Genomic DNA, 20814 nt, shown 5'->3' with positions numbered 1-20814 from the left:
CATCTATGCGCAAGTTGCTGGTCCTCGGTCTCGTCTGCGCCCTGAGCGCCCCGCTCGTCCATGCCCGGGCCATCCCGGACCCGACGCAGCGTCACGCACCTGGCAACGAAGAACTGCAAAAGCCCATCGCCGAAGCCGGCTACAGCGTGGGCGTGAACTACCAGCTGCAATGCGCCGGTTGCCACCTGGGCAACGGCATGGGCTCGGCGGCCAATGACACGCCGAGAATGACCGGGTTTGTCGGCAACTTCCTGAAAGTGCCGGGCGGCCGTGAATTCCTCGTGCGCGTGCCAGGCATGTCGCAATCGGCGTTGAACAACGCGCAGCTGGCTGACCTGCTCAACTGGCTGATGCGCGAGGATGGCATGGCCGGCAAAAGCAGACCCGCCGACTACCAGCCCTACAGTGCCGACGAAGTGGCGGCGCTGCGCGCCAAGACCATGCTCAATCTGCCGGGCACCCGCGCCGAACTGATCGACAGGATGCGCGCTCAAGGCATCGCCATCGAAGACGGGATGAACAACTGACAGCAGCGAACGCATTGACACAACCGGGGCCCAGGCCTTCGCGCCTGCCCGAATAATCCCCTTGCGACCGATGGTCGTCCAGATACCCGAAAAGCAGGCCAGCCGGCGCCTGCATCACTGCTCCCGACTAAACTTCGTCCATAACGTGAATGAATCCACAGTGCTGCTAAAGTGATAGCACGGGACCCGCATTCTCCCCTGCCTCGGGATTTTCGGTGGAGGGTGGATTTCTCGACTATAAGTAGCTTGCCGCTGAGGCTAAAGCTCTGAAACGAGGGTAGTTTTGACCTGGATCGCGTTCCTGTTGGGCGCGAGGGGGTAGCAAAAATGGGATCTGATCATGATTTTTGAGCCGAGCAGTAGCCGTTCCGTACTCCAGCGAAGAAGCAGCACCAGTATCTTTATCCAGGCCGGCCTCGATAGCCTGGCTGTCACCGGTGTCGCGTGGTACCTGATTGATTATCACATCGGCTACATCACCCAGGCCTATGTGATCATGGTCCTGCTGTTGCTGGGGGCGTTGGCCGTCGTGTACGACCACTACGCCATCTATCGAAGCAACGTCGGGTTCGCCATCAAGGCCTTCAAACTGTTCAAGGCATGGACCGCCGCCTTTTGTTTTCTCGTCGCCATGGCCTTTCTTACGAAACAAAGCGAAACCTACTCACGACTATTGGTCGGTGAGTTGTTCGTCATTGGCTATTTTGCCCAGTTGCTGTTGCACCTCGGGACGCGTGAACTGCAAAAGAAGTTCCTGGCGCATCCCACCCAACGGGACAACGCGCTGATCATTGGCTCGGGAGAACTGGCCGACTTCCTCCACCAGAAAATCAGTAACAATCCCTGGCTGGGTGAACGGGTCGTCGGCTCCGTACTGATCGGAGCGGCCGATGACCATGGCAAGGATGGCTCGGAGAACCCCAACCGCCTGGCGATACTGGGCAATTTGTCCGACCTTGATGACCTGGTCGCGCAACATTCCATTCGCACCGTCTACTTCGTCACGCCACTGGACGGTTCGCAGGTGATCAAGGATGTGTATCTGAAGTTGTTCGACAAGCACATCTCGGTCAACTGGGTGCCGGACATCTTTTCCCTGCGCCTGATCAATCACAGCGTTCGCGAGATTGCCGGCATTCCCGTGCTGACCTTGTCCGAAACGCCACTGATGGGCATGCGCCTGCTGCTCAAGAACCTGGAAGACCGCGTGCTGGCCTTTCTCATCCTGCTGTTTGCCGCGCCGGTGCTGGCCATCGTCGCCATTGCGATCAAGCTCGACAGCCCGGGGCCGGTGTTCTTCCGCCAACAACGGATGGGCTGGAGTGGCGGGCCCTTTCGCATCTGGAAGTTTCGCAGCATGAAGGTCCACCAGCCTGAAGACGGCGTGGTCAAGCAAGCGCAAAAGAACGATCCGCGCATGACCCGGGTCGGCGCCTTCATTCGCAAGACCAGCCTGGACGAACTGCCGCAGCTGTTCAATGTGCTGATGGGCGAAATGTCCCTGGTCGGGCCTCGTCCCCATGCCATCCAGCACGATGCGCAATATTCACCCGACATCGCCGACTACTTTGCGCGCCACAACATCAAGCCCGGCATCACCGGCCTGGCCCAGGTGCGCGGCTACCGGGGTGAAACCAAGGATATCGAGCAGATGATCCGTCGGGTCGATTCTGACATCGAATACATCAACAACTGGTCGCTGTGGCTCGACTTCGTCATTCTTGCCCGCACGGTGACCGCCTTCTCGGGCAAGCATGCCTACTAGTTGCGTCATGGATGCATAACCTCGAGTAGCGCTGGTTATCAGCGCTACCGGGTTACAAACGAGACAGGGGTTCAGGCCGGGAACAGATCGAGCGTGCGCTCAACCTCGTCGGGGTCGATGCGGAAACCTTCGCCGTCCGGGGTACCCACCACAAAACCGAAGTTCTGCTGATCGCGATCCGTCAGGTACTTGAAGAAGCAGACGAAACGATCAGGCGGTTGCAGGATCAGCAGCGAACCGCCGGGCTGCAGTAGATTGACGCCATGTATGAGCTGACTGCCTTCGATGCCGATCACTGTCCTGGCCCCGGCACAGGCCGCGACGATGGTCGGTACATCGCACTTGGACGGGTCAATGATGCGAAACCCCCGGCGCTCACGCAGACGTTCGGCCAGCTCCAGTTCATTGCGCAACAAACGCAACTCGCCCTTGTTGCCCCGCAGGACGAATACGCCTGGGTGAGAACTGGCATCGACATGGGACAGCAACTTTTCAGACATTGCGCGAAATCGCAGGTGCTTATGACGGTTGTGACTGATGTCGTCAAAGATCACCAGCTCGCGAAAAAACGCATTGCGCACACGAACCGGATTCATCCCCAGCCAGTCTTCATAACCCGGCGCGTGAAGTATCCCGTGCCTGGCGGCGGAAATGGAGGTTTCAGCGAGCGACGTGGTGACCGGGATGCCCTCCTGGGCGGCCATTGGATAGGTGATACAGTCATCCACCATCCACGAGCCAAACCACTTGTTCCCACCCACGGTGCAATACATCGCCCCGCGATCGATTTCGTTTTCTATGCGAACCTTCGGCAACCACCCGGACCTGGGCGATAACCAGGTTTTGGCATCACCTTTGTACAGCGCGCCGTCGATCAACCAGGCGTCCTTGAGCAGAAACGCGCGTGTCGGGCCGTGCTGGACAAGACCGTTGCCCTCCATGGTGCGACGGGGATGCTCGAAGGGATAAAACTGCCATCCTGTCACCCGCTCAAGCTGGTTGGGCAGGTAAAACGCAGGCGGCGCGACCGATGCATCCGCTGGGGCCATTTCCCAGGTTTTCACCGCGACACTTTGCAGATCCAGCGGCGGTTTCCTGGCAAGTTTCTCTTTGAACATGTGTTTGTACGCAGCAAAACTCCATTTCGCCCCAGCGCCGCTCACCAACAGGTTCGATTGCGACATAAGGATTACCACTCTGAATACGTTTAACTACCAATAACGCTTGTCATCGCTTGCTCGACGTCAGGTTCAGTTGCACATCAGGCTTTCCATGGCAGGGGGCGATTTCAGATGACTGTAGCGACCGCGTAGGGTCTCGAGCAGTTTTTCCGGTGGCGCCTTGGCGCAATGCAGATAGACCCTGGAGAGCCCACCAAAACCCATTTCACGATAACGCTCGGCGATTTCCTCATCGCTCGGCCCATCCGGCAAACCCAGATGCAAGGTCAGTTTTTTACCCTCTACGGCAAACAGAGGGGTTTCCCAGAGAAATTGCGCGACGCCCACTTTTGGCAACCGGACAAATAGATAGCCGTGGTTGTTCAGCGTATCGACATCGCCGCCGCGCCTTCTTTTCCACTCCAGCAAGCCATCGTCCGGACGCGCCAGGCACGTGCCGATATCGTAATAGTCAAAGCCGTTTTCCAAGGCCCATTCCAGCGCCATGAAGGTGGTGATGGAGTTGATCTCGCGCAGCTTCTTCGCATCCGAGTAGACCGTTTCCGGGTAGCCGAAACGGATCGTGCTCCAGTAGCGCTTGCCCGCGCGGGTGATCACGCAGCCAAGGTGACAGGCGACGACTTCGTCCTCCAGCAGCACCAGATCCAGGCGCCCGGCGGCGGTTTTCGCCACCCGGCGCACTTCCTGCTGCTCGATTTGCGAAGCGGACGTGCCATGCCTGGCGCTGGCATAGGGTTGCAGCATGCCCTGGTCGGCGCTTTCGATTTCGTCATCGTTCAACGCCTGTTTCAGGCGATAGCGCAGGCGGTTCTTGCGAAGATTGCGGCGCAATTCGGAGTTGTATCTGGCGGTTATATCCTCGATCGATCTGCCCAGGGGTACAACAGCGCTAAGATACTGCGGTACACAGAGTGCGCCCGGCGTCGGTATTTCACTGACAAATACCGTTCGACCCGATTTATCCGGTTCAACTTGCTGATTGGCGACCTGAGGTTCAGCGCCCATTAGAACTTTCACAAAGTCGCGCTGGGCTTTGCGCCCCACATAGAAAATGTCGTAAGCGCTCTCTTCGCGCAGCTTGAACCTGACAAATTCCCAGCGCCAGAAACAGGCTCGACCGGCAATATCGCGCAGCCAGGCATGAGCTTTCCTCAGTTCAAAGCGTACCGACGGCGTAATCAACTGACGCAACAGTGCCTTCACATATTCTTTCATTTGGTATTAACACTAATTAATTAAGGAAAGATTATTCGAAAGTTCGAATCAAGGAATAAGACACTGCAACCCAGGCTTCGATACGGTGGCGGTTGACGTCAAACTTTCGTCGTTTTTTTCACTAATTACGACACAAGTCCCGACCGCGCCAGCAAGTCGTCGCGTATATGAGCAGTAAAGATGCTGTGCCAGAGTTTTGCAAGATATTGCAGCGCCGACCCTGTATATATTGGCCCCCGACTTACCCGCCAGTCGGTGCCGTGCAGGCAAGCGTCCTCAAGATGAACATTGGGTTACCGACTACGTATCGACTGAACAGGCGCCTGGGCTCACTGGCCAGCCTGAACACCCATTCGCAACCCAGGCCACGCATCCATTGCGGAGCGCGACTCACCTTGCCGCCGAGAAAGTCCAGGATCGCCCCGCCACACACGATCAGGCACGGCACGCCGCTGGCCGCCAGCCTGGCCGCAACGACTTCCTGCTTGGGCATGCCCATGCCCAGTACCACCAGTTCCGGCTGATGTTGCCGGGCCAGGTCGAGGTAGGTCTGCACCTCGGCGAAACCATGGTGGGCAGACACCACATTGACCGCCCACGCCGCCTCGCAATGCCTGGCCGCATTGGCCAGGAAAGGTTCCTGCGTGCCCCACAAGGCCACGCGCCGTCCCTTGTACGCCCCCAGCAACTTGGGGATCAAGTCCGTGCCGTTCATGTTCAGCCCCGGCACCCGGCCCATTCGGCGAAACAGGATGGACATGCCGGAGCCATCGCGCAGCAACACGTCGGCGGCCGACAGTGCCTGGTAGTAGCTATTGTCCCTGGCGATCAGGTTCATCGCATGGGCATTGACGAACCCCAGCACCGTCGCCGCTTGCGGCCTGGTTAACGTCTCGATCAGGCGCTGCTGTTCATCTGCGTCGCTGATGACCCTGAGTGACTGGATGATCGTTTGCCAGTTGTGCTGCCAGGTCAAAGCGCGCATCAGGAGTCGTCTCGCTTGGACCGCACCCATTCAACCTGGCGTTTAACCAGGAAGCCCAGGTACAGGGGAATTTTCTTCAGCGCGTAGAACGGCGCATAGAGCAACGCGGAAAAGGCGATGATGTCGCGACCGAACCGGCTCCACGCCAGCAGGATGGTCACCATCAAGAGGGCCACCCCGAGCGAAGCGATCAAGGCCGGCAGCCAGGCGCCGAACAGGAAGAACACCAGCCAGGACAAGGTAAACGCCGCGCCCAGCAACAATGTGAGCAAGGCCAGCGGCGGCACCAGCAGGTCCAGGGTCATGGCCAGCAGGTTGAAGTTGCCCCGGGCAATCGACTCACCGAGCAATTTTGGCGCGTCTCCCAGGATCACCCCCAGGTGGCCGTGCTCCCAGCGCGTGCGCTGGGTCGTGAGGCCTTCGTCACTGCGGGGGAAATAGCTGGTCACCAGGGCGTCGGGGCAAAACAACGGCGGCTTGCCGCCACGACAGAAATCCAGGCCCATTTTCAGGTCTTCGACGATGTGACCACTGGCCAGCGTGATCAAGGGCAGGTCGCGCCAGACGAACGCCATGCCGGTGCCCATCAGTTGGCAGGGCAATCCCAGCCGGGCCCAGCCCAGCGGGCGTGCCTTGTTTTTCACGCACCAGGCAAACTCGGCGATCTGCACCTTCAACCCGGAACCCGGCGGCGCACGCATCAAGTCAAGGGCCTGGGTTGGCCGCCCGGAGTCGATGCAGCGGATGGCCAGGCGCTCGATGAAGCCCTCGCTGACCTGGCAATCGGCATCGACAATGATCAAGACGTCCGGCGCATCGCTGGCCAGATGACGCGCGCCAAAATCCAGCGCATAGCCCTTGCCACGCTGTTGATCGTTGCTGCGTTCCACCACCTCGGCGCCCGCCGCGCGAGCCGTCGCCGCGGTGTCGTCGGAACAGTTGTCCGCCACCACCAGCAGGCGGTCGCCCTCCAGCAGTTGCGGGCGCAGGGAATCCAGGGTGGCCGTGATGATCGAGGACTCATTGTGCGCCGGCACCAGCACCGCCACCCGCGGTCGCGGGCGTCGCGCCAGTGCCGACGCTCGCACCGGCAAGCCCGCCAGCAGCACCTGCACGAACAGCACCAGCACCGGCAGGAGGAGGATTGCCAGCGGTACGCCCAGTAGCCAATTGAGGAATGTGATCATGCTTGCGCCTTGAACAGATGAGCCAACTTGGTCGCTTCGGTATCGATATCGTGGCGCTCGAGCACGCGCTGGTAAGCCGCCTCGCCCATTCGCTGCAACACTTCGACTGGTTGCGCGAGGCAGTCCGCCAGTGCCGCCGTCAACTCGTCCACCGCGCCTGCGGGAAACAGCCAGCCGTTCTCGCCCTGGCGTACCAGTTCTGGAATGCCCGCGACATAGGTGGTCAGCACCGGGCGGCGCAACGCCATGGCTTCCATGATGACCACCGGCAAGCCTTCGGCGAAGCTCGGCAGCACCAGGGCCCGCGCGGCGAGAATTTCCGTGCGCACCTGCTCGCTGCTGATCCAGCCGGTGATTCGCACATGGGATTGCAAGCCATGCCGGGTGATCAGTTCTTCGATCTGCGGGCGCATTTCGCCGTCGCCGGCCAGGACCAGCTCGAACGCCACGCCTTGCTCAGCCAAGCGGCGCGCGGCCTCCAGCAACAACAACTGGCCCTTCTGTTCACACAGGCGCCCCACGCAGACCAACCGCGGCGCGGACGGCACCGCCACCGCCGGCACGTCGTGAAAGGCCCGCTCCAGGCCACAATGCACGACCTTGACCCGAGCCCAGTGCGCGTGGTCGACCCAACGATACAGCTGGCTTCGCCCATAGGCGCTGATGGCCGCGACAAACGCCGAGCGCCGGACTTTCTCGCCCAGATGAATGAACTGCGGCTTGTCGAACTCTTCCGGGCCATGCACGGTAAAACTGTACGCCGGCCCGCCAAGGGCGTTGGCCAGCATCACCACTTCGGTCGAGTTGGTGCCGAAATGGGCGTGCACATGCCGGGCGCCGAATGCCTGCATCCACGCCAGGACGCGGCACGCTTCGAGCAAATAGACCAGATGGTACGGCCAGGATCGATCGGCGCGCTGGCCCATGCGCAACGCCAGCCACAACGTCGAAAAAAACCGTTTCGGCTGGGCGCGCAACACCTCGAGCGCCGGTTTCAACAGTGCCTTGACGCCGCCCTCCAGCACATACTGGGTCTTGCTGCGCTCGGACTCGTCCTCGGCGTCCACCAACTCGGCATCCCAGCCTCGCAGCGCGATGCGTTGTACCTCAAAGCCCTGGCGTTCCAGCGCCAGGATCTCGCGACGAATGAAGCTATGGCTGACCTTCGGGTATTGATTGATGAAGTAAGCGATACGCATGGGCACCCGGCTTTTGTCGTCGAATTTGTTACTGCAGGTCCCCCCACAGTAGTCCAGTAACCGGTCACGTCAATGCACTGCGTAGCTGCCTGTCAGCACCTTGTCGACCTGGGCAAAGGCATCGTCCAGCAGCTCATAGCGCCGGCGATACATGGCGCGTTTTTTTGAGGCAATGGTGTCCAGCGGCTTTCTGGACGAGGCCATGGGAATTTCGAAGAAGTCTTCGCGCTCCGAGGGGGTCGCCCCGTGTTCGAGCCAGATCGAATCATAATTGGCGGCCAGCTCCTGGGCTTTGTGCGCACCAAAATAAGGGTGGCGATGGTGACGATAGACGTCCCCCACCGCGTAGATCTTGCCGACACCGATATTGCCGGCAATGTACTTGGTCACTTCAATCAGGAAGCTCCGGGGACGCAAGCCTTCGAAGTCCTTGGTGACATCCCGGTAGATGGCCAGCGACCTGTCGCTCTCGATGCCTTTATGGATGCCCTGGACGGCGCCGATAAAGATGCACAGCTCATCGTCCGTTAAACACAAGGTGAAGGCGATCGAGGCGATGCGCAGATCGCCCTGGAACAGGTTCAGCACCAGTTCGCCCTCCCGCATGAACCAGAACGGGCGGTCCAGCACCAGGGTGCAACCTGGCGACCAGGCCGTCAGATCGCTCAGGACCAGGCTGTCGTCGCGACCGAACAGCAGCAATTGCGGGCAGCTCTTGCTGACCACCTCGTAGTGCGAGGCCATGACCCCCAGTTTGTCCTGGGCGCCCCAGCTTTTGCTGATGTAGGGCCAGTGCACGACACCCAGGGCATCGCCGCCGAGTTTTTCGATACCGGTACTGCCCAGCGCGTTGGACATGCGCCCGAAAAACAGGTCCAGCTCGGTCCGGTTCCTGGCCACCAACAGCAGGAACTTGAGTTTGTTCTTCAATGCCCTCAGGGAGTAGCCAGCGTGCACGGAGAAGACGCTTTTGACGATCAACCAATAGTCCATCGAAGTCTCACTTGTATTCGATCAGTGCGGATTTGCCGGCACCGAACCTGTTCAAAAGAAACTTGACCTGCCCGACCATCTCGGGAAATTTGCCCAGTACGAGGAAGAACGCCAGCAGCCAGTTTTGCCGCGCCGGGCCTGCGCCGCGCCGGGCCAGGCGCGCGACCTGCAGGGGATAGACCAGCAGCACCAGCAGCCCCGGCCAACCGAGTATCAGCGTGGCAATCAGCGTAACCAGCGGCACGCCCAGGCCCCAGAACCAGGCACGGCGCGACTCGCGGCGCCAATGGCGCTCCGGCGCGCCGCCATGTAGAAACGCGCCCTCGGCAAAGGCATAACCGCCGCGCAGGGTACGCCGCCACCACTGGCCGAAACGGGTCATGCTCGCATCGTGCAAGGTCATTTCCGCAGGCAAGCGCCAGACCTTCCAGCCCTTGGCTCGCAGGCGCACACAGAGCTCCGGCTCTTCCCCGGCAATCAGGTCCGGCCGGTACCCGCCCGCGGTGGCGAAGGCGTCCGCGCGCATCAGGGCATCGCCACCACAGGCGCTGGTCGCACCGGTCGGCGTATCCCATTCGAGATCGCACATCAGGTTATAAATGGAGCGCTGGGGAAATCGTTCGCGGCGCCGCCCGCACACCACCGCCACCTCGGGCTGCGCATCCAGAAAGGCCTGGGCATGGGGCAACCAACTGGCGACCACTTCACAATCGCCATCGACGAACTGCACATGACGCATCGACGGCAACAAGCGTTGCAAGCGGGCAAACCCTTCATTGCGCGCCCGGGCCGCGGTGAAGGCAATGTTCATGTCCAGCTCGACCACCTCGACGCCCAGCCTCTGCGCCATCTGCACCGAGCCGTCGGTCGACCCGGAGTCGACATAGACGATCTGCTGCGCCGCGCCGACCAGCGACGCCAGGCAACGCTCAAGGCGCTGGCCTTCATTGCGACCGATGACAACGACGCCCACCCCCGTCGTCGTGGTCATGAGTATTCCCCGGCATCGACGAGCTTGCGCTGCTTGATCGTCGCCGGCACACCGACGGCCACCGAGTTGTCCGGTACGTCGGTCAACACCACGGCATTGGCACCGATCACCACATTGTTGCCAATGCGGATGTTGCCCAGCACCTTGGCGCCGGTGCCGATATCGACGTTGTTGCCCATCACCGGAGCAATCGGCTCGTTCACGTTCTTCAGTCCCACGACCACGCCATTGCGGATCCGGCAGTCATCGCCAAACTGTGCGTAACCACTGATCACGATGCCGCCGAAATGATCGATGACGAAGTTGCGCCCGACCACCACTTCACACGGCAGCTCGATACCCGTCACGATCTGCACCAGCTTGAAGAGCACTTTGTAGATGAACGACAGCAATTTGCGCAACGGCGCCGGGCGCACACCATAGCGCCAGCGCCCGAAGCGATACACCAGCATCACCCAGAAACCCTGGGCGCCCCAGTCACCCTCGTATGCTCGCAAGTCCGCACGTATGTTATCGAACATGGACTGTCCTACCGTGTGGGTTGGCTACCGAGTCTGGTTTTGCGCAGCAGCGCCCAGGTCACCCGTGTATGTTGCCAACAGGCCTTGATGGCAGCCCGGCCGCGACCTTTCAACAAGGCCTTGAGCCCCAGGATCAGGTCACACAGGCACACCAGTAGCATGTGAAACGCCAGCCCCGATAAACCGTGATGCTTGCGGAAGTACAACAGCTCGCTTTCGATTTGCAGCGTCTGCAGCTGGCGACCGTCCATGTTCAGCTTGTCGACCGACTTGGCACTCTCGCCACCAATATGTACCACCGTCGTGTGGGGGTAGTAGACCACCTTCCACCCCGCCTGCTTGACGCGCCGGCAGTGATCGACTTCCTCGTAGTAGAGGAAATAGCGCGGGTCGAACAAGCCGACCTTGTCGATCACTTCACGGCGGATCAGGTAATAGCAGCCTGGCACCCAGTCACACTCACGCACCGAGGCATGATCCCACTCCAGGTCGTCGACCAGTTTCACCCACGGGAAAAACCGTTCGAGCCCGGCCGTCACGAGGAACACATTCAACGGCGTCGGAAAATAGCGGCAGGATGGCTGCATTTCTCCGTCCCGACCGACCAGGCGTACACCGAGGATTCCGCAATCGGGATGGGTCTCCATGTACTCCAGGGTCTTGGCCAAGGTGTCGTCGGAGACGAATGCGTCGGTGTTGAGCAGCAACGCGTACTTGCCCTGCAGGTGTTCGACCAATTGATTATTGGCCCGGCCAAAGCCGACATTGTCTTTATTGGCCAGCAGCACGGCCTCTGGGCAAATATCGCCCAGGCAATCCAGCGAATTGTCCGCCGAGGCGTTGTCCACCACCAGGTAGCGCGCCGGATCGGCACGCTTGGACTGGCGCAGTGCATTGAACATCGGCTGCAACAGGCCCGCCGTGTTGTAGTTGACCACGAGCACATCCAGGGGCGCGCTACTCATTGGCTTTCTCGCCGAAGAAGTACTGCGCTCTCATGGCCTTGAGCTTGGGCTCGTAATCCGGGTCGAAGTGAGTGCCGCGCTGGCGGATGAGTTCCATCCACGGATAGTCTTCGCAACGCTCTTCGATTTTCTTGATCAGGTCCTCAACGGTGCAGAGCACCTTCGCCGGGTTCCCCCCCACCACGACACCGGGCGGAACATCCCGGGTGACGACGGCACCGGCGGCGACGATTGAATTCGGACCGATTTTGCGACCCGGCATGATGATGGACTGATAACCGATAAAGCAGTTGTCGAATATATCGACCGCACCGACGGAGTCGAGCTGTTTACCCGCGCTGATCTCGAATACGCCAATGAGTCCGTCGTGCCCGAATATCGTGCAATCGGACAAGCCGACGTTGTTGCCAATGCGCAACAGCGAAGGGTCGGGGATGTTGCAACCGGGATTGATCCACACGCCCTTGCCGACCGAATATATGCCTCCCCAGCGCGCCAGGTAATCTGCCCATTCATAGCCGGTGGGGTGGCAAAACTTCTTGAATAGCCCCTTGCCCCGACCCGTTTTGTTTACGTAGTAACGTATTGCACGCTTTGCTAGCCCAATCATCCTGTCAGCCTCACAAATTTCAGCGTTTCACATCGGTACCAAGACCAGATGCACCATGGTTGTTGTTGTAGTGGCACCCTGCTTTGGTTGCTCTCCCTAAGACTGTTCCACTGAAGAATATCTGCCCTGCGCAGGACCCATTTGATGGTTGAGGTAGTCCGCCAGCCGCAGCGTCAGCTGCAACAGCGGCATGGTTGGATTGCTCGCGCCGGCCGTGGCAAAAACACTGCTGCCGGTGACGTACAGATTGTTGGTGCCGAACACTTTGCAGTTCTGATCAACCACCCCGAATTCCGGGGAAGTCGCCATCCGGGTCGTGCCCATGTGATGGGCATGCGGCCCGACCCTCAGCGGCAAGGAAACGTCATAGACCGCTTCGTCCAGCTTGACATAGCCAAGCCCCTCTTCGGCAAAACACTTGGCCACCTCCAGGCCGATGCTTTTAATGGTCTCGCGGTCTTCGGGGGCGAGCTCCCAGTTGAGGTTGACCTTTCTCATCCCCAGTTCATCGCGCTCTTCAGTCAATGAGAGGCGACTCTTGCGGTTGGGAAACTGCTCGATCATCGTCGCGAGTTCCCCGTCACCGGGACAGTTGAACTTGGCAATGAACTCGATCTTGTGCGCCACGCCAGCCTTGCAGGCCAGATTCTCGAAAAAGCCCTTGATGGCCGCCATGCGCCCATAGGTTTCCACGTGCGACACCAGGGAAGCGGTGACATTGCCTTTGCCGGAATGATGCTCGATCACAAAGGCATCCTTGGTGAAGAACTGCCTGGATTCCCTGCTTTCACCGTCGTTGAGGATGAAGTTACCCAGTGCGATGTTCAGGTGTTCCATGAAGCATCGACCGACCATGCCATCCTCGGTGACCACGCCGGCGGCGGCCAATGACTGGCTGTTGAGCAGCTGCCTGGCATTCTCGATCGCGCCGGTGGCCAGGATGAATTGCTTGGCCGAGATGCGCTCCTGGTTGCGTTCGTAATCGGACACGACAACGGCGACGATACGGCCAGTGTCCTTGTCGAAATCCAGGTCGACACAATTGCAGTTGATGAAGACGTCCAGGCCCTCGGTCTCGTCAAGTTCCTTGGCATATTTCTGGGCAAACCGCGTCGGCGGGCTGAGCAGGAAACGGTCGGCTTCGAATTCGTCGCTGTTGAAGGCCGCGTTGACGGTCTTGAACCCCGAGTCCAGTGGCAGGTCCAGAATGGCCATGGCCGCTGGCAGATTGCGCTCCATCTCGGAAAACGCGATGGGCCAGCCGGGCAGATCCCCCTGCGGGGCGAGGGTAAAGTCCGAAGGCACCAAGGGTCGGCAACGCCCGGCCCAATGGTTGGAGGTGCCGCCCAGGTAGCGCAGGCGGGTTTCTTCCGTGTAGGCCTCAAGCCCCGTGGACGATGTCTTGTAGAGGCTTTGTGAATACGGGGCATATTCGCGGCCCCCACCCTCCAGAAGCACGACGCGCCAGCCATTGCCAGCCAAACGCAAGGCCAGCGTGATGCCGGCCGGGCCTGCGCCAACGATGCAGAAATCATAGTGATCGCGCAGGTCTTTCTGCGTTTGGTAGTCTTTGATCATAGGTGCAGTTACCGGAAATGCGCGGCAGGTAACACCCACCCGTTGATCACGACAAACTCCGATTTTCCTGCAGGAGACCGGGCCCCAAACCCGGAAAATTTCACTACCAGCCCCCCCAGGCTTAACAGGGCAAATGCCCGAATGAGTCCTCTGCGACTGATGGCAGAGTTATTCAACACGCGTTCACTCATCACTCACAGCTCCATGGGATCGAGATTGCATCGCAGATTTCAAGGGTGCTTCAACATTCCCGGCCAACCGGTTCAACCGAACAGCCAGCGGAAAACGACCAGCACCAACTCGCCACACAAGGCGCCTACCACCAGCATAGGCAACACCATCAGCTCGCGCTTGATATCGAGGATACCCACGCGACGATTGACATACACAACCAGCACCAGGGTAGGCAATGTATGCAGCGCGACCCCCCAGATCGCGTATTCGACGCCACCGATAGCCAGCAATACCGGCACCACCACCCATAACGAAACGACACGAATGATGTTGTCGATGGCTTGGTATTTGGTGAGCCCCAGGGCGATCCAGATCTGGTTGGCCACGATGTAGCGCATCATGAAAAACGACGTCGACAGAATGGCCATCATCTTGCCGGCATCGTGGTAACGCTCATCGTACAAAATGCTGATGATCAATGGACTGGTGACCCAGAACAGCCCGCACAGAAACAGCAGCGCAACGTCGACCAGCATCTTGAATTTGAAATACAACCGGCGCAGACGATCGAAGTCATTGGTTCTCGCGGCCTCACCGAAGGCCGGCAGGGCCACGGCCCCGACCACTTTCAGTACACCGGTCTGGACCGCGCCGAGGATCAGCACGGCAATGGAATACACGCCCATTTCGGTGACTGTCATGCTGCCGCCGAAAATGATCCGGTCGCCCTGCATGGACAGTACGCCCACGGCCGAAGACAACAGGATCCAGCGACCGAAGACCACCAGTTCGTCGAGCGCTGCGCGTTCCCAGCGCAGGCTGTTGGACGGCCCCTCGAACCAGTAGTGCCCAAGCAGCGTGCTGACCAGCGCGGTGATCAGCCCGGCAGCCACCAGCGACCAGATGGAATGGGTGAAATAACCGATGACCAGCATCGCCAGCAAGCCGACGACCTGGGAAGCGAACTCGGCGATCACCACTTTCTTTTGCTGGAAAGCGCGAACGGCCAGGTCGACTTTTGTCGACTGGAACCCGTAGATGATCGCGGTAACGCCGGTCCAGGCCAGCACCGCCGGCAATTGCGGTGAGGCATAGGTGGAGTTGTGCGACCAGAAATCGATGGCTTGCGAATACCAGGCCGCGGCGGCGAGAAGCAGCGTCAAGGCGAACAGCACAAAGCCGCGCACGATCTGCACGGTCCACAGGGTATTGAGAAACTCCGGGTCGTCGCCCCGCGTGCTCTGCAGGATGTTCTGCCGCAACCCCACGTCGGACAGCAGGTGCAGGACGAACAAGACGGTGGTGGCGATGGCGATGATGCCGAACATTTCCGGCATCAGCAGACGGGTCATCACCAGGTTGCCACCCAGGCGAATCGCTTGAGAGGTGACCAGCGCCCCGAGGTTCCATGCCCCAGCAGATATCGCTTTACGACGAAGGCCAAACGATGGCGATATGTGAACTGAAGGCATAACATCAATCCCCGGTATTGGATGACTCGAAAGGTACTATAGTCGCTATTAGGCAAAGCACTAGCCATTAGCCATCGCTCACTCATCAAATAAATCGGTAGCCCATGCCTGAGCACTTTCGCGCGTTAGTCGTCATCCTGGTCCTTGCCGGTATCGTCTTCGCTTTTGCACGGCGACCGGCGGCAGACCTGATCCCTCACAGTGATTTCACGCGGCGGCGCAACCTCTGGTTTGCCTTGACGCTGGTGGCCTTTTTTTCCCACAGTTTCTGGGTGTATGCGGGCGTTACCGCCATCATCCTGACGGTGTCGCGGCAGCGCGAACGCAACCCCATGGCGTTATTTTTCCTGCTGTTGTTTCTCATTCCACCCGCCTCGGCGCAGGTCCCCGGCTTCGGCCTGATCAACTATCTGTTTGACCTGAACCATGTACGGCTACTGTCACTGTGCATACTGCTCCCGGCTTTCCTGGCGTTGCGCAGGCGACCAGACACCCTGCCCTTCGGGCGCACCTGGCCGGACAAGCTCCTGTTGGCCTATCTGCTCCTGACGTCCGCTCTTTTCCTGCGCCAGACCACGCCCACAGACACCCTGCGCCAATCGCTCTATCTGTTCCTCGACGTTTTCCTGCCTTACTACGTGGCCAGTCGAGCCGTGAAGAATGTCAGCGACTTCAAGGACGTAATGCTGGGCTTTTTACTCGCTGCCATGGTGCTGTCGCTGATCGGTCTGTTCGAATTTTCCCGCCGCTGGCTGCTTTACAACGCGCTGACCTACGCCATGGGCGTGCAATGGGAAATCTCCACCTATCTCAGCCGTGGCGGCTCGCTGCGCGCCAGCGTCACCACGGGCCAGGCCATCGCCCTGGGCTATGTGATTGCCGTGGCCATCGGCTTTTACCTGTTCCTGCAGGAGGGCGTGCGCAGCAAACTGCAACGACGGCTCGGCGCCCTGCTGCTCGCCGGTGGCTTGTTTGCGCCGCTGTCGCGCGGCCCGTGGATCGGTGCCGCGGTCATGATCATCATGTTCATCGGCACCGGCCGTTATGCGGTCAGGCGCCTGATGCTGCTCGGAGTCGCCGCCGTACTCGCCCTGCCGCTGCTGGCCATTGTGCCCGGCGGACAAAAAATCATTGATCTGCTGCCCTTCATCGGCTCGGTAGAAGCCGAGAACATCACTTACCGTCAACGGCTGATCGATAACTCGGTGATCGTCATCCAGCGTAATCCATGGCTGGGATCCTTCGATTACCGCAGCACTCCGGAAATGCAGTCACTGATCCAGGGCCAGGGCATCATCGACATCGTCAACACCTATATCGGCATCGCCCTGCAAATGGGCTTGATCGGGCTCACGCTGTTCGTGGCGTTTTTCGCCACCATTGTGCTCGGCATCCGCAAGGCGATGCGTTCGTACCCCAACAAGGATGATGAGTCACGACGATTGGGACGGGCGCTGCTGGCGACCCTGGCCGGGATTCTGATAACCATCATCACCGTCAGTAGCATCACGGTCATCCCCGTGGTGTATTGGTCGGTGGCCGGGCTGGGCGTGTCCTATGCTCAGATGGCGCGCAGGCTCAAGCGCGCGGAGACTGCAAGCAGCAAGAGTGCCCTTCAACAGACCTGGTAACGCTCATGACGTGTTTTGTTCACCGCATGCCTCTGCTATCAGTCTTTCTCCTGTTTCTTGTCATCTGGCCGTCCGGCACCCGAGCGGCGGAGTGGGTCGTCAGCGTCGATGAGCGCAGCGGCCTGCCCCAGGTCACGCGCGGCGGCAGCCCTGCCATGGCCTCTCAATTCGTGTTTTGGGGAAGCAACTGGGACTGGGCGGACTTTACCCCCTCGCTCAAGGTGATCTCGCCCTATGTCTACGCCATGGAAGGCAAGAGCCAAAGGCTGGATTTCGACGCGACCGGGCAGATTCGCAAGGAAGGCCAGCAGACGTTGAGCATGGACCTGGTCCTCAATGCCCGCAGCGTGAAGTCGAACGTGATGGGCGGCGGCATCGTCTTCAATTTCGACCCGGCCCTTGCCGAAGAAATGGGCGTGCCGGTGTTGCTGCCCGGCAACCGTGGCTGGTCCTGGGGCAATGCCCAGGGGCGGCGCATGGAGATGCTTTTTGAGCCCGCGCTGGAAAGTGTGTATTTCGAACCGGGTGATAAGTCCCAGGTGCGGGCGTTCTTCTACAAGGACCGGATCAAGCCCGGTCGAAAAACCGTCAAGGCCACCTTTAGCGTGTCCGGCGATGTGGCGCTGGGGCCAACCGCCGCCGAGCGCTTCGGCGTCGCGGACCCGAAGAGCTGGCCGAGCGACCGGCTGGACTGGAAGACCGCGCCGGTCGACCTGTCCTTTCTCAATGCCCAGGAAAAGCCTGCGGGCAAGCGTGGCTTCGTCAAGGCGGTCGGCGAGCAACTGCTGTTTGCCGACAACACCCCGGCGCGCTTCTGGGGCACCAACCTCTCGGCCTATACGCTGTTTCGCACGCCGGACGATGCGATCAAGCTGCAGGCCAAGCGCCTCTCGGCCCTGGGGTTCAATCTGGTGCGACTGCACCACCATGACTCGCCGTGGGTCTTGCCCAACATCTTCGGTGACGGCAGGGTCGTGCACGATACCCAGCACCTGAACGAAGAATCGCTGAAGAAGCTCGATTTGTGGATCAAGAGCCTGAAGGACGAGGGCATCTATGTCTGGCTCGACATGCACGTCGAACGAGCCCTCTGGGCGAACGACAACATCTTTGGCTTCGATGAATTGCCGAAGAGCCAGTATGGCATCGCCGACCTCAAGGGCTACGCCTACGTAAACGTCACAATCCAGCAGGCCATGAAACACTTTGCCAGGGATTACCTGAGCCACGTCAACAGCTATACCGGCCTTGCCTACAAGGACGATCCGGCGATTGCCGCGGTGCTGATCACCAACGAAAACGACATCACCCAACACTATGGCAACGCCCTGTTGCCCGACAAATCAGTACCCCGGCACACCGAGCTGTACATGAACGCGGCCAAGGCCTTTGCCAAACAGCACGACCTGTCGCAAGACCAGACCTGGCGATCCTGGGAGCCTGGCCCCGCCAAGCTGTTTCTCAATGACCTGGAACGGCGCTTCAACGTCGACATGATCGCTTCCCTGCGCGAGACCGGCGTGAAAGTGCCGATTGCCACCACCAGCAGCTGGGGCGGCAACGGCCTCAGCGCCCTGCCGGCCCTGACCGCCGGAGACGTGGTCGACGTGCATATCTACGGGGGCCCGGGGTCGCTGGAGAAAAACCCGCTGACCAGCGCCAGCCTGGTGGACTGGATTGGCGCCGGCCAGGTCGTCGGCAAACCCCTGACCGTCACTGAGTGGAACAACGAGCCCTTCCCGATCGCCGACCGTCACTCGCTGCCACTCTATGTGGCCGGCACGGCCAGCCATCAGGGCTGGGACGCGCTGATGCAATATGCCTATAGCCAGGAAGGGCTCTCCGAGCAAGGGATGTCGGCGGGCAACTGGCACGCCTATAACGACCCGGCCATGCTGGCCACCCTGCCCGCCGCCGCCTTGCTTTATCGTCGCGCCGACGTTCACGAAGCCAGGACCACCTATGTCTTCGCGCCGACGCCAGAGACCCTGTTCAACCAAAGCATTACACCGGCCAACTCGGCCCTGCTGCGCACCGCCATGGAGAAAGGCAAACTGCAGATCGCCATGCCCCGGACGCCGCAACTGCCCTGGTTGCAACCGGGCGTCATCGCCAGTAACGCCCAGGTGTTTCATGACCCGGCAAAGTCGCTACTGGACGCCTCGGCCACCGAGTCCACCACGGACACCGGTGAGCTCAAGCGCAACTGGAAACAAGGCATCTACACCATCGATACGCCCCGCACCCAGGCGGCCACCGGCTGGATAGGCGGTGAGTCGATCAAGTTGGGCAATATCCAGGTACAGATCAAGACCGCCTACGCCAGCGTTGTCGTGCAAAGCCTGGACGGCGCGCCCGTCGGCAAGTCCGCTGACCTGCTGATTTCCCTGGGCACCCGGGCCATCCCCAAGGACGGCGACAAGACGCCATTTTACGTGGAGCCTCTGGAGGGCACCCTGACCCTCCAGGCCCCGGCGGGATTGACCCTGTACACCCAGGGCGGCCCCGGAGGACGACCTGGGAAACTGCCGGCCACTTACCAGGATGGGCGCTACACGATCAAGTTCGACGGCCTGCAGGCGTCCAATTGGTTGTTCCTGAAAAAAGCATCCCAAGCGAGCATCGCAAGCGAGTGACAGTCTCAAGTGACAGCAAAGGTCTTTTAAAGGACGGGTCGGCCGCCTCGCGCTGACACCGCATCGATATCAAGGAGAGCGGCATGAAATTCCTGGTGATAGGCGGCGCAGGCTACATCGGTTCGCACATGGTCAAGCAGCTCCTTGGCGCGGGGCACGAACTGGTGGTGGCGGACAACTTTTCCACCGGCTACCGCAGCGCGGTGCTGGGCGGGACACTGGTCGAACTCGACATCGCCGACGCCCAGGCCCTGGACACGCTGTTCGGCACCCACCGCTTCGATGCGGTGTTCCACTTCGCCTCCTTCATCCAGGTGGGTGAGTCCGTCACGGAGCCGGCCAAGTATTACCAGAACAACCTGGCGGCGACCCTGACGCTGCTCAAGGCGATGGTTCGCGCCGAGGTCAAGCACTTCATCTTCTCCTCCACCGCCGCCGTCTATGGCGACCCGGCGTATGTGCCAATCGATGAAGCGCACCCCAAGGCCGCGATCAACCCCTACGGTCGCAGCAAGTGGATGGTGGAGCAGGTGCTGGAAGATTTCGACCGCGCCTACGGGCTCAGGTCGGTTTGCCTGCGCTACTTCAACGCTGCCGGCGCAGACCCTGAGGGGCAGTTGGGCGAACGCCACGAACCTGAGACCCACCTGCTGCCGCTGGTCCTGCAGGCAGCCTCCGGGCGGCGCAAGACCATTACTGTCTTTGGCTTTGACTACGACACGCCGGACGGCACCTGTATTCGCGACTACGTCCACGTTGTCGACCTGGTGGCCGCTCACGCGCAGGCGGTGGACTATTTGTTGGCGGGGGGGGCCAGCACGGCTTTCAACCTTGGCAATGGCCAGGGTTTCTCGGTGCAGCAAGTGATCGACACGGCACGCCGCGTGACTGGCCGGGACATCTACATCAGTGAAGCGCCCCGCCGCGCTGGCGACCCGCCACGGCTGGTGGCGGATGCTCGACGGGCCAAGAGCTTGCTGGGCTGGCAACCGCGATATGCCACACTGGAACAGATCGTGGCGCATGCGTGGGAGTGGGAGAAGAAGTATCCGTGGCACTGAATGTACTGCTGGGGTTGCTGCGGTGGGACAGTAGGTCCGGGTACACCCGTGAGGGATGAGTCGGCTTCAAGGACGCCTTCGCTGCGATGCGGCGACCCGACAAGCCAGCTACAGGGGATCGGC

At 60.4% G+C, this 20814-nt stretch carries 17 protein-coding genes; 5 read left to right on the top strand and 12 right to left on the bottom strand.

Annotated features, from left to right (window positions below; translation table 11 throughout):
- Positions 1-5 precede the first annotated feature (5 nt).
- Positions 6-527, top strand: a complete 522-nt coding sequence (locus ACM6I6_RS17550) for a cytochrome C (RefSeq protein ID WP_274076151.1) — start codon at positions 6-8, stop codon at positions 525-527.
- Positions 528-867: 340 nt separating this feature from the next.
- Positions 868-2292, top strand: a complete 1425-nt coding sequence (locus ACM6I6_RS17545) for an undecaprenyl-phosphate glucose phosphotransferase (protein ID WP_323609360.1) — start codon at positions 868-870, stop codon at positions 2290-2292.
- A 71-nt stretch (positions 2293-2363) separates the two neighbouring features.
- Here the strand turns inward: ACM6I6_RS17545 and ACM6I6_RS17540 are convergent, their stop codons facing one another.
- From ACM6I6_RS17540 to ACM6I6_RS17485, 12 genes are all read right to left on the bottom strand, one after another.
- Positions 2364-3476 carry a glycosyltransferase 61 family protein gene (locus ACM6I6_RS17540; RefSeq protein ID WP_323609361.1) on the bottom strand — a complete coding sequence of 371 codons (1113 nt, stop codon included), beginning with the start codon at positions 3474-3476 and terminating at the stop codon, positions 2364-2366.
- 66 nt (positions 3477-3542) lie between these two features.
- The gene (locus tag ACM6I6_RS17535; RefSeq protein WP_274076148.1) at positions 3543-4688 is read right to left on the bottom strand and encodes a hypothetical protein; all 1146 of its coding nucleotides are present in this window, start codon (positions 4686-4688) and stop codon (positions 3543-3545) included.
- Positions 4689-4929: 241 nt separating this feature from the next.
- A complete protein-coding gene (locus ACM6I6_RS17530) occupies positions 4930-5673 on the bottom strand; it encodes a WecB/TagA/CpsF family glycosyltransferase (RefSeq protein ID WP_414920318.1) in 744 nt (247 codons plus the stop codon).
- A complete protein-coding gene (locus tag ACM6I6_RS17525) occupies positions 5673-6860 on the bottom strand; it encodes a glycosyltransferase family 2 protein (protein ID WP_323609363.1) in 1188 nt (395 codons plus the stop codon). The genes ACM6I6_RS17530 and ACM6I6_RS17525 overlap by 1 nt, the downstream gene beginning before the upstream one ends.
- Entirely contained in the window at positions 6857-8059 is a 1203-nt protein-coding gene (locus tag ACM6I6_RS17520; protein ID WP_274076145.1) for a glycosyltransferase family 4 protein, read from the bottom strand. Before ACM6I6_RS17520 ends, ACM6I6_RS17525 begins: the two co-directional genes overlap by 4 nt.
- A 69-nt stretch (positions 8060-8128) precedes the next feature.
- On the bottom strand, positions 8129-9052 hold the full coding sequence (locus tag ACM6I6_RS17515; protein ID WP_323609364.1) for a DUF535 family protein: 924 nt from the start codon (positions 9050-9052) through the stop codon (positions 8129-8131).
- A gap of 7 nt (positions 9053-9059) precedes the next feature.
- Entirely contained in the window at positions 9060-10043 is a 984-nt protein-coding gene (locus ACM6I6_RS17510) for a glycosyltransferase (protein ID WP_274076143.1), read from the bottom strand.
- Positions 10040-10564: a serine O-acetyltransferase gene (locus tag ACM6I6_RS17505; protein WP_274076142.1), complete on the bottom strand. Its 525-nt coding sequence runs from the start codon at positions 10562-10564 to the stop codon at positions 10040-10042. The genes ACM6I6_RS17510 and ACM6I6_RS17505 overlap by 4 nt, the downstream gene beginning before the upstream one ends.
- A gap of 8 nt (positions 10565-10572) precedes the next feature.
- On the bottom strand, positions 10573-11529 hold the full coding sequence (locus ACM6I6_RS17500) for a glycosyltransferase family 2 protein (RefSeq protein ID WP_323609365.1): 957 nt from the start codon (positions 11527-11529) through the stop codon (positions 10573-10575).
- The gene (locus tag ACM6I6_RS17495; protein ID WP_274076140.1) at positions 11522-12139 is read right to left on the bottom strand and encodes an acyltransferase; all 618 of its coding nucleotides are present in this window, start codon (positions 12137-12139) and stop codon (positions 11522-11524) included. Before ACM6I6_RS17495 ends, ACM6I6_RS17500 begins: the two co-directional genes overlap by 8 nt.
- 96 nt (positions 12140-12235) lie before the next feature.
- Positions 12236-13717, bottom strand: a complete 1482-nt coding sequence (locus ACM6I6_RS17490) for an FAD-dependent oxidoreductase (RefSeq protein ID WP_274076139.1) — start codon at positions 13715-13717, stop codon at positions 12236-12238.
- A 263-nt stretch (positions 13718-13980) separates the two neighbouring features.
- Positions 13981-15363, bottom strand: coding sequence for an oligosaccharide flippase family protein (locus ACM6I6_RS17485; protein WP_274076138.1), 1383 nt, complete (start codon positions 15361-15363; stop codon positions 13981-13983).
- 104 nt (positions 15364-15467) lie between these two features.
- Between ACM6I6_RS17485 and ACM6I6_RS17480 the strand changes: the two genes are divergently transcribed.
- The 3 genes from ACM6I6_RS17480 (at position 15468) to galE (ending at position 20691) form a co-directional block, all read left to right on the top strand.
- Positions 15468-16994: an O-antigen ligase family protein gene (locus ACM6I6_RS17480; RefSeq protein ID WP_274076137.1), complete on the top strand. Its 1527-nt coding sequence runs from the start codon at positions 15468-15470 to the stop codon at positions 16992-16994.
- Positions 16995-16999: 5 nt separating this feature from the next.
- Positions 17000-19630 (top strand): glycosyl hydrolase family 5, encoded by a 2631-nt coding sequence (locus ACM6I6_RS17475; protein ID WP_414920317.1) that lies wholly within the window; start codon positions 17000-17002, stop codon positions 19628-19630.
- Between the two features lie 83 nt (positions 19631-19713).
- Entirely contained in the window at positions 19714-20691 is a 978-nt protein-coding gene (galE, locus tag ACM6I6_RS17470) for a UDP-glucose 4-epimerase GalE (RefSeq protein ID WP_323609369.1), read from the top strand.
- Positions 20692-20814: the final 123 nt, after the last annotated feature.

Origin of the sequence: Pseudomonas sp. IT-P218 (genome assembly GCF_949767605.1) — a bacterium.
Classification (GTDB): domain Bacteria; phylum Pseudomonadota; class Gammaproteobacteria; order Pseudomonadales; family Pseudomonadaceae; genus Aquipseudomonas; species Aquipseudomonas putida_AE.
This window is presented reverse-complemented; position numbering and strand designations above follow the sequence as displayed.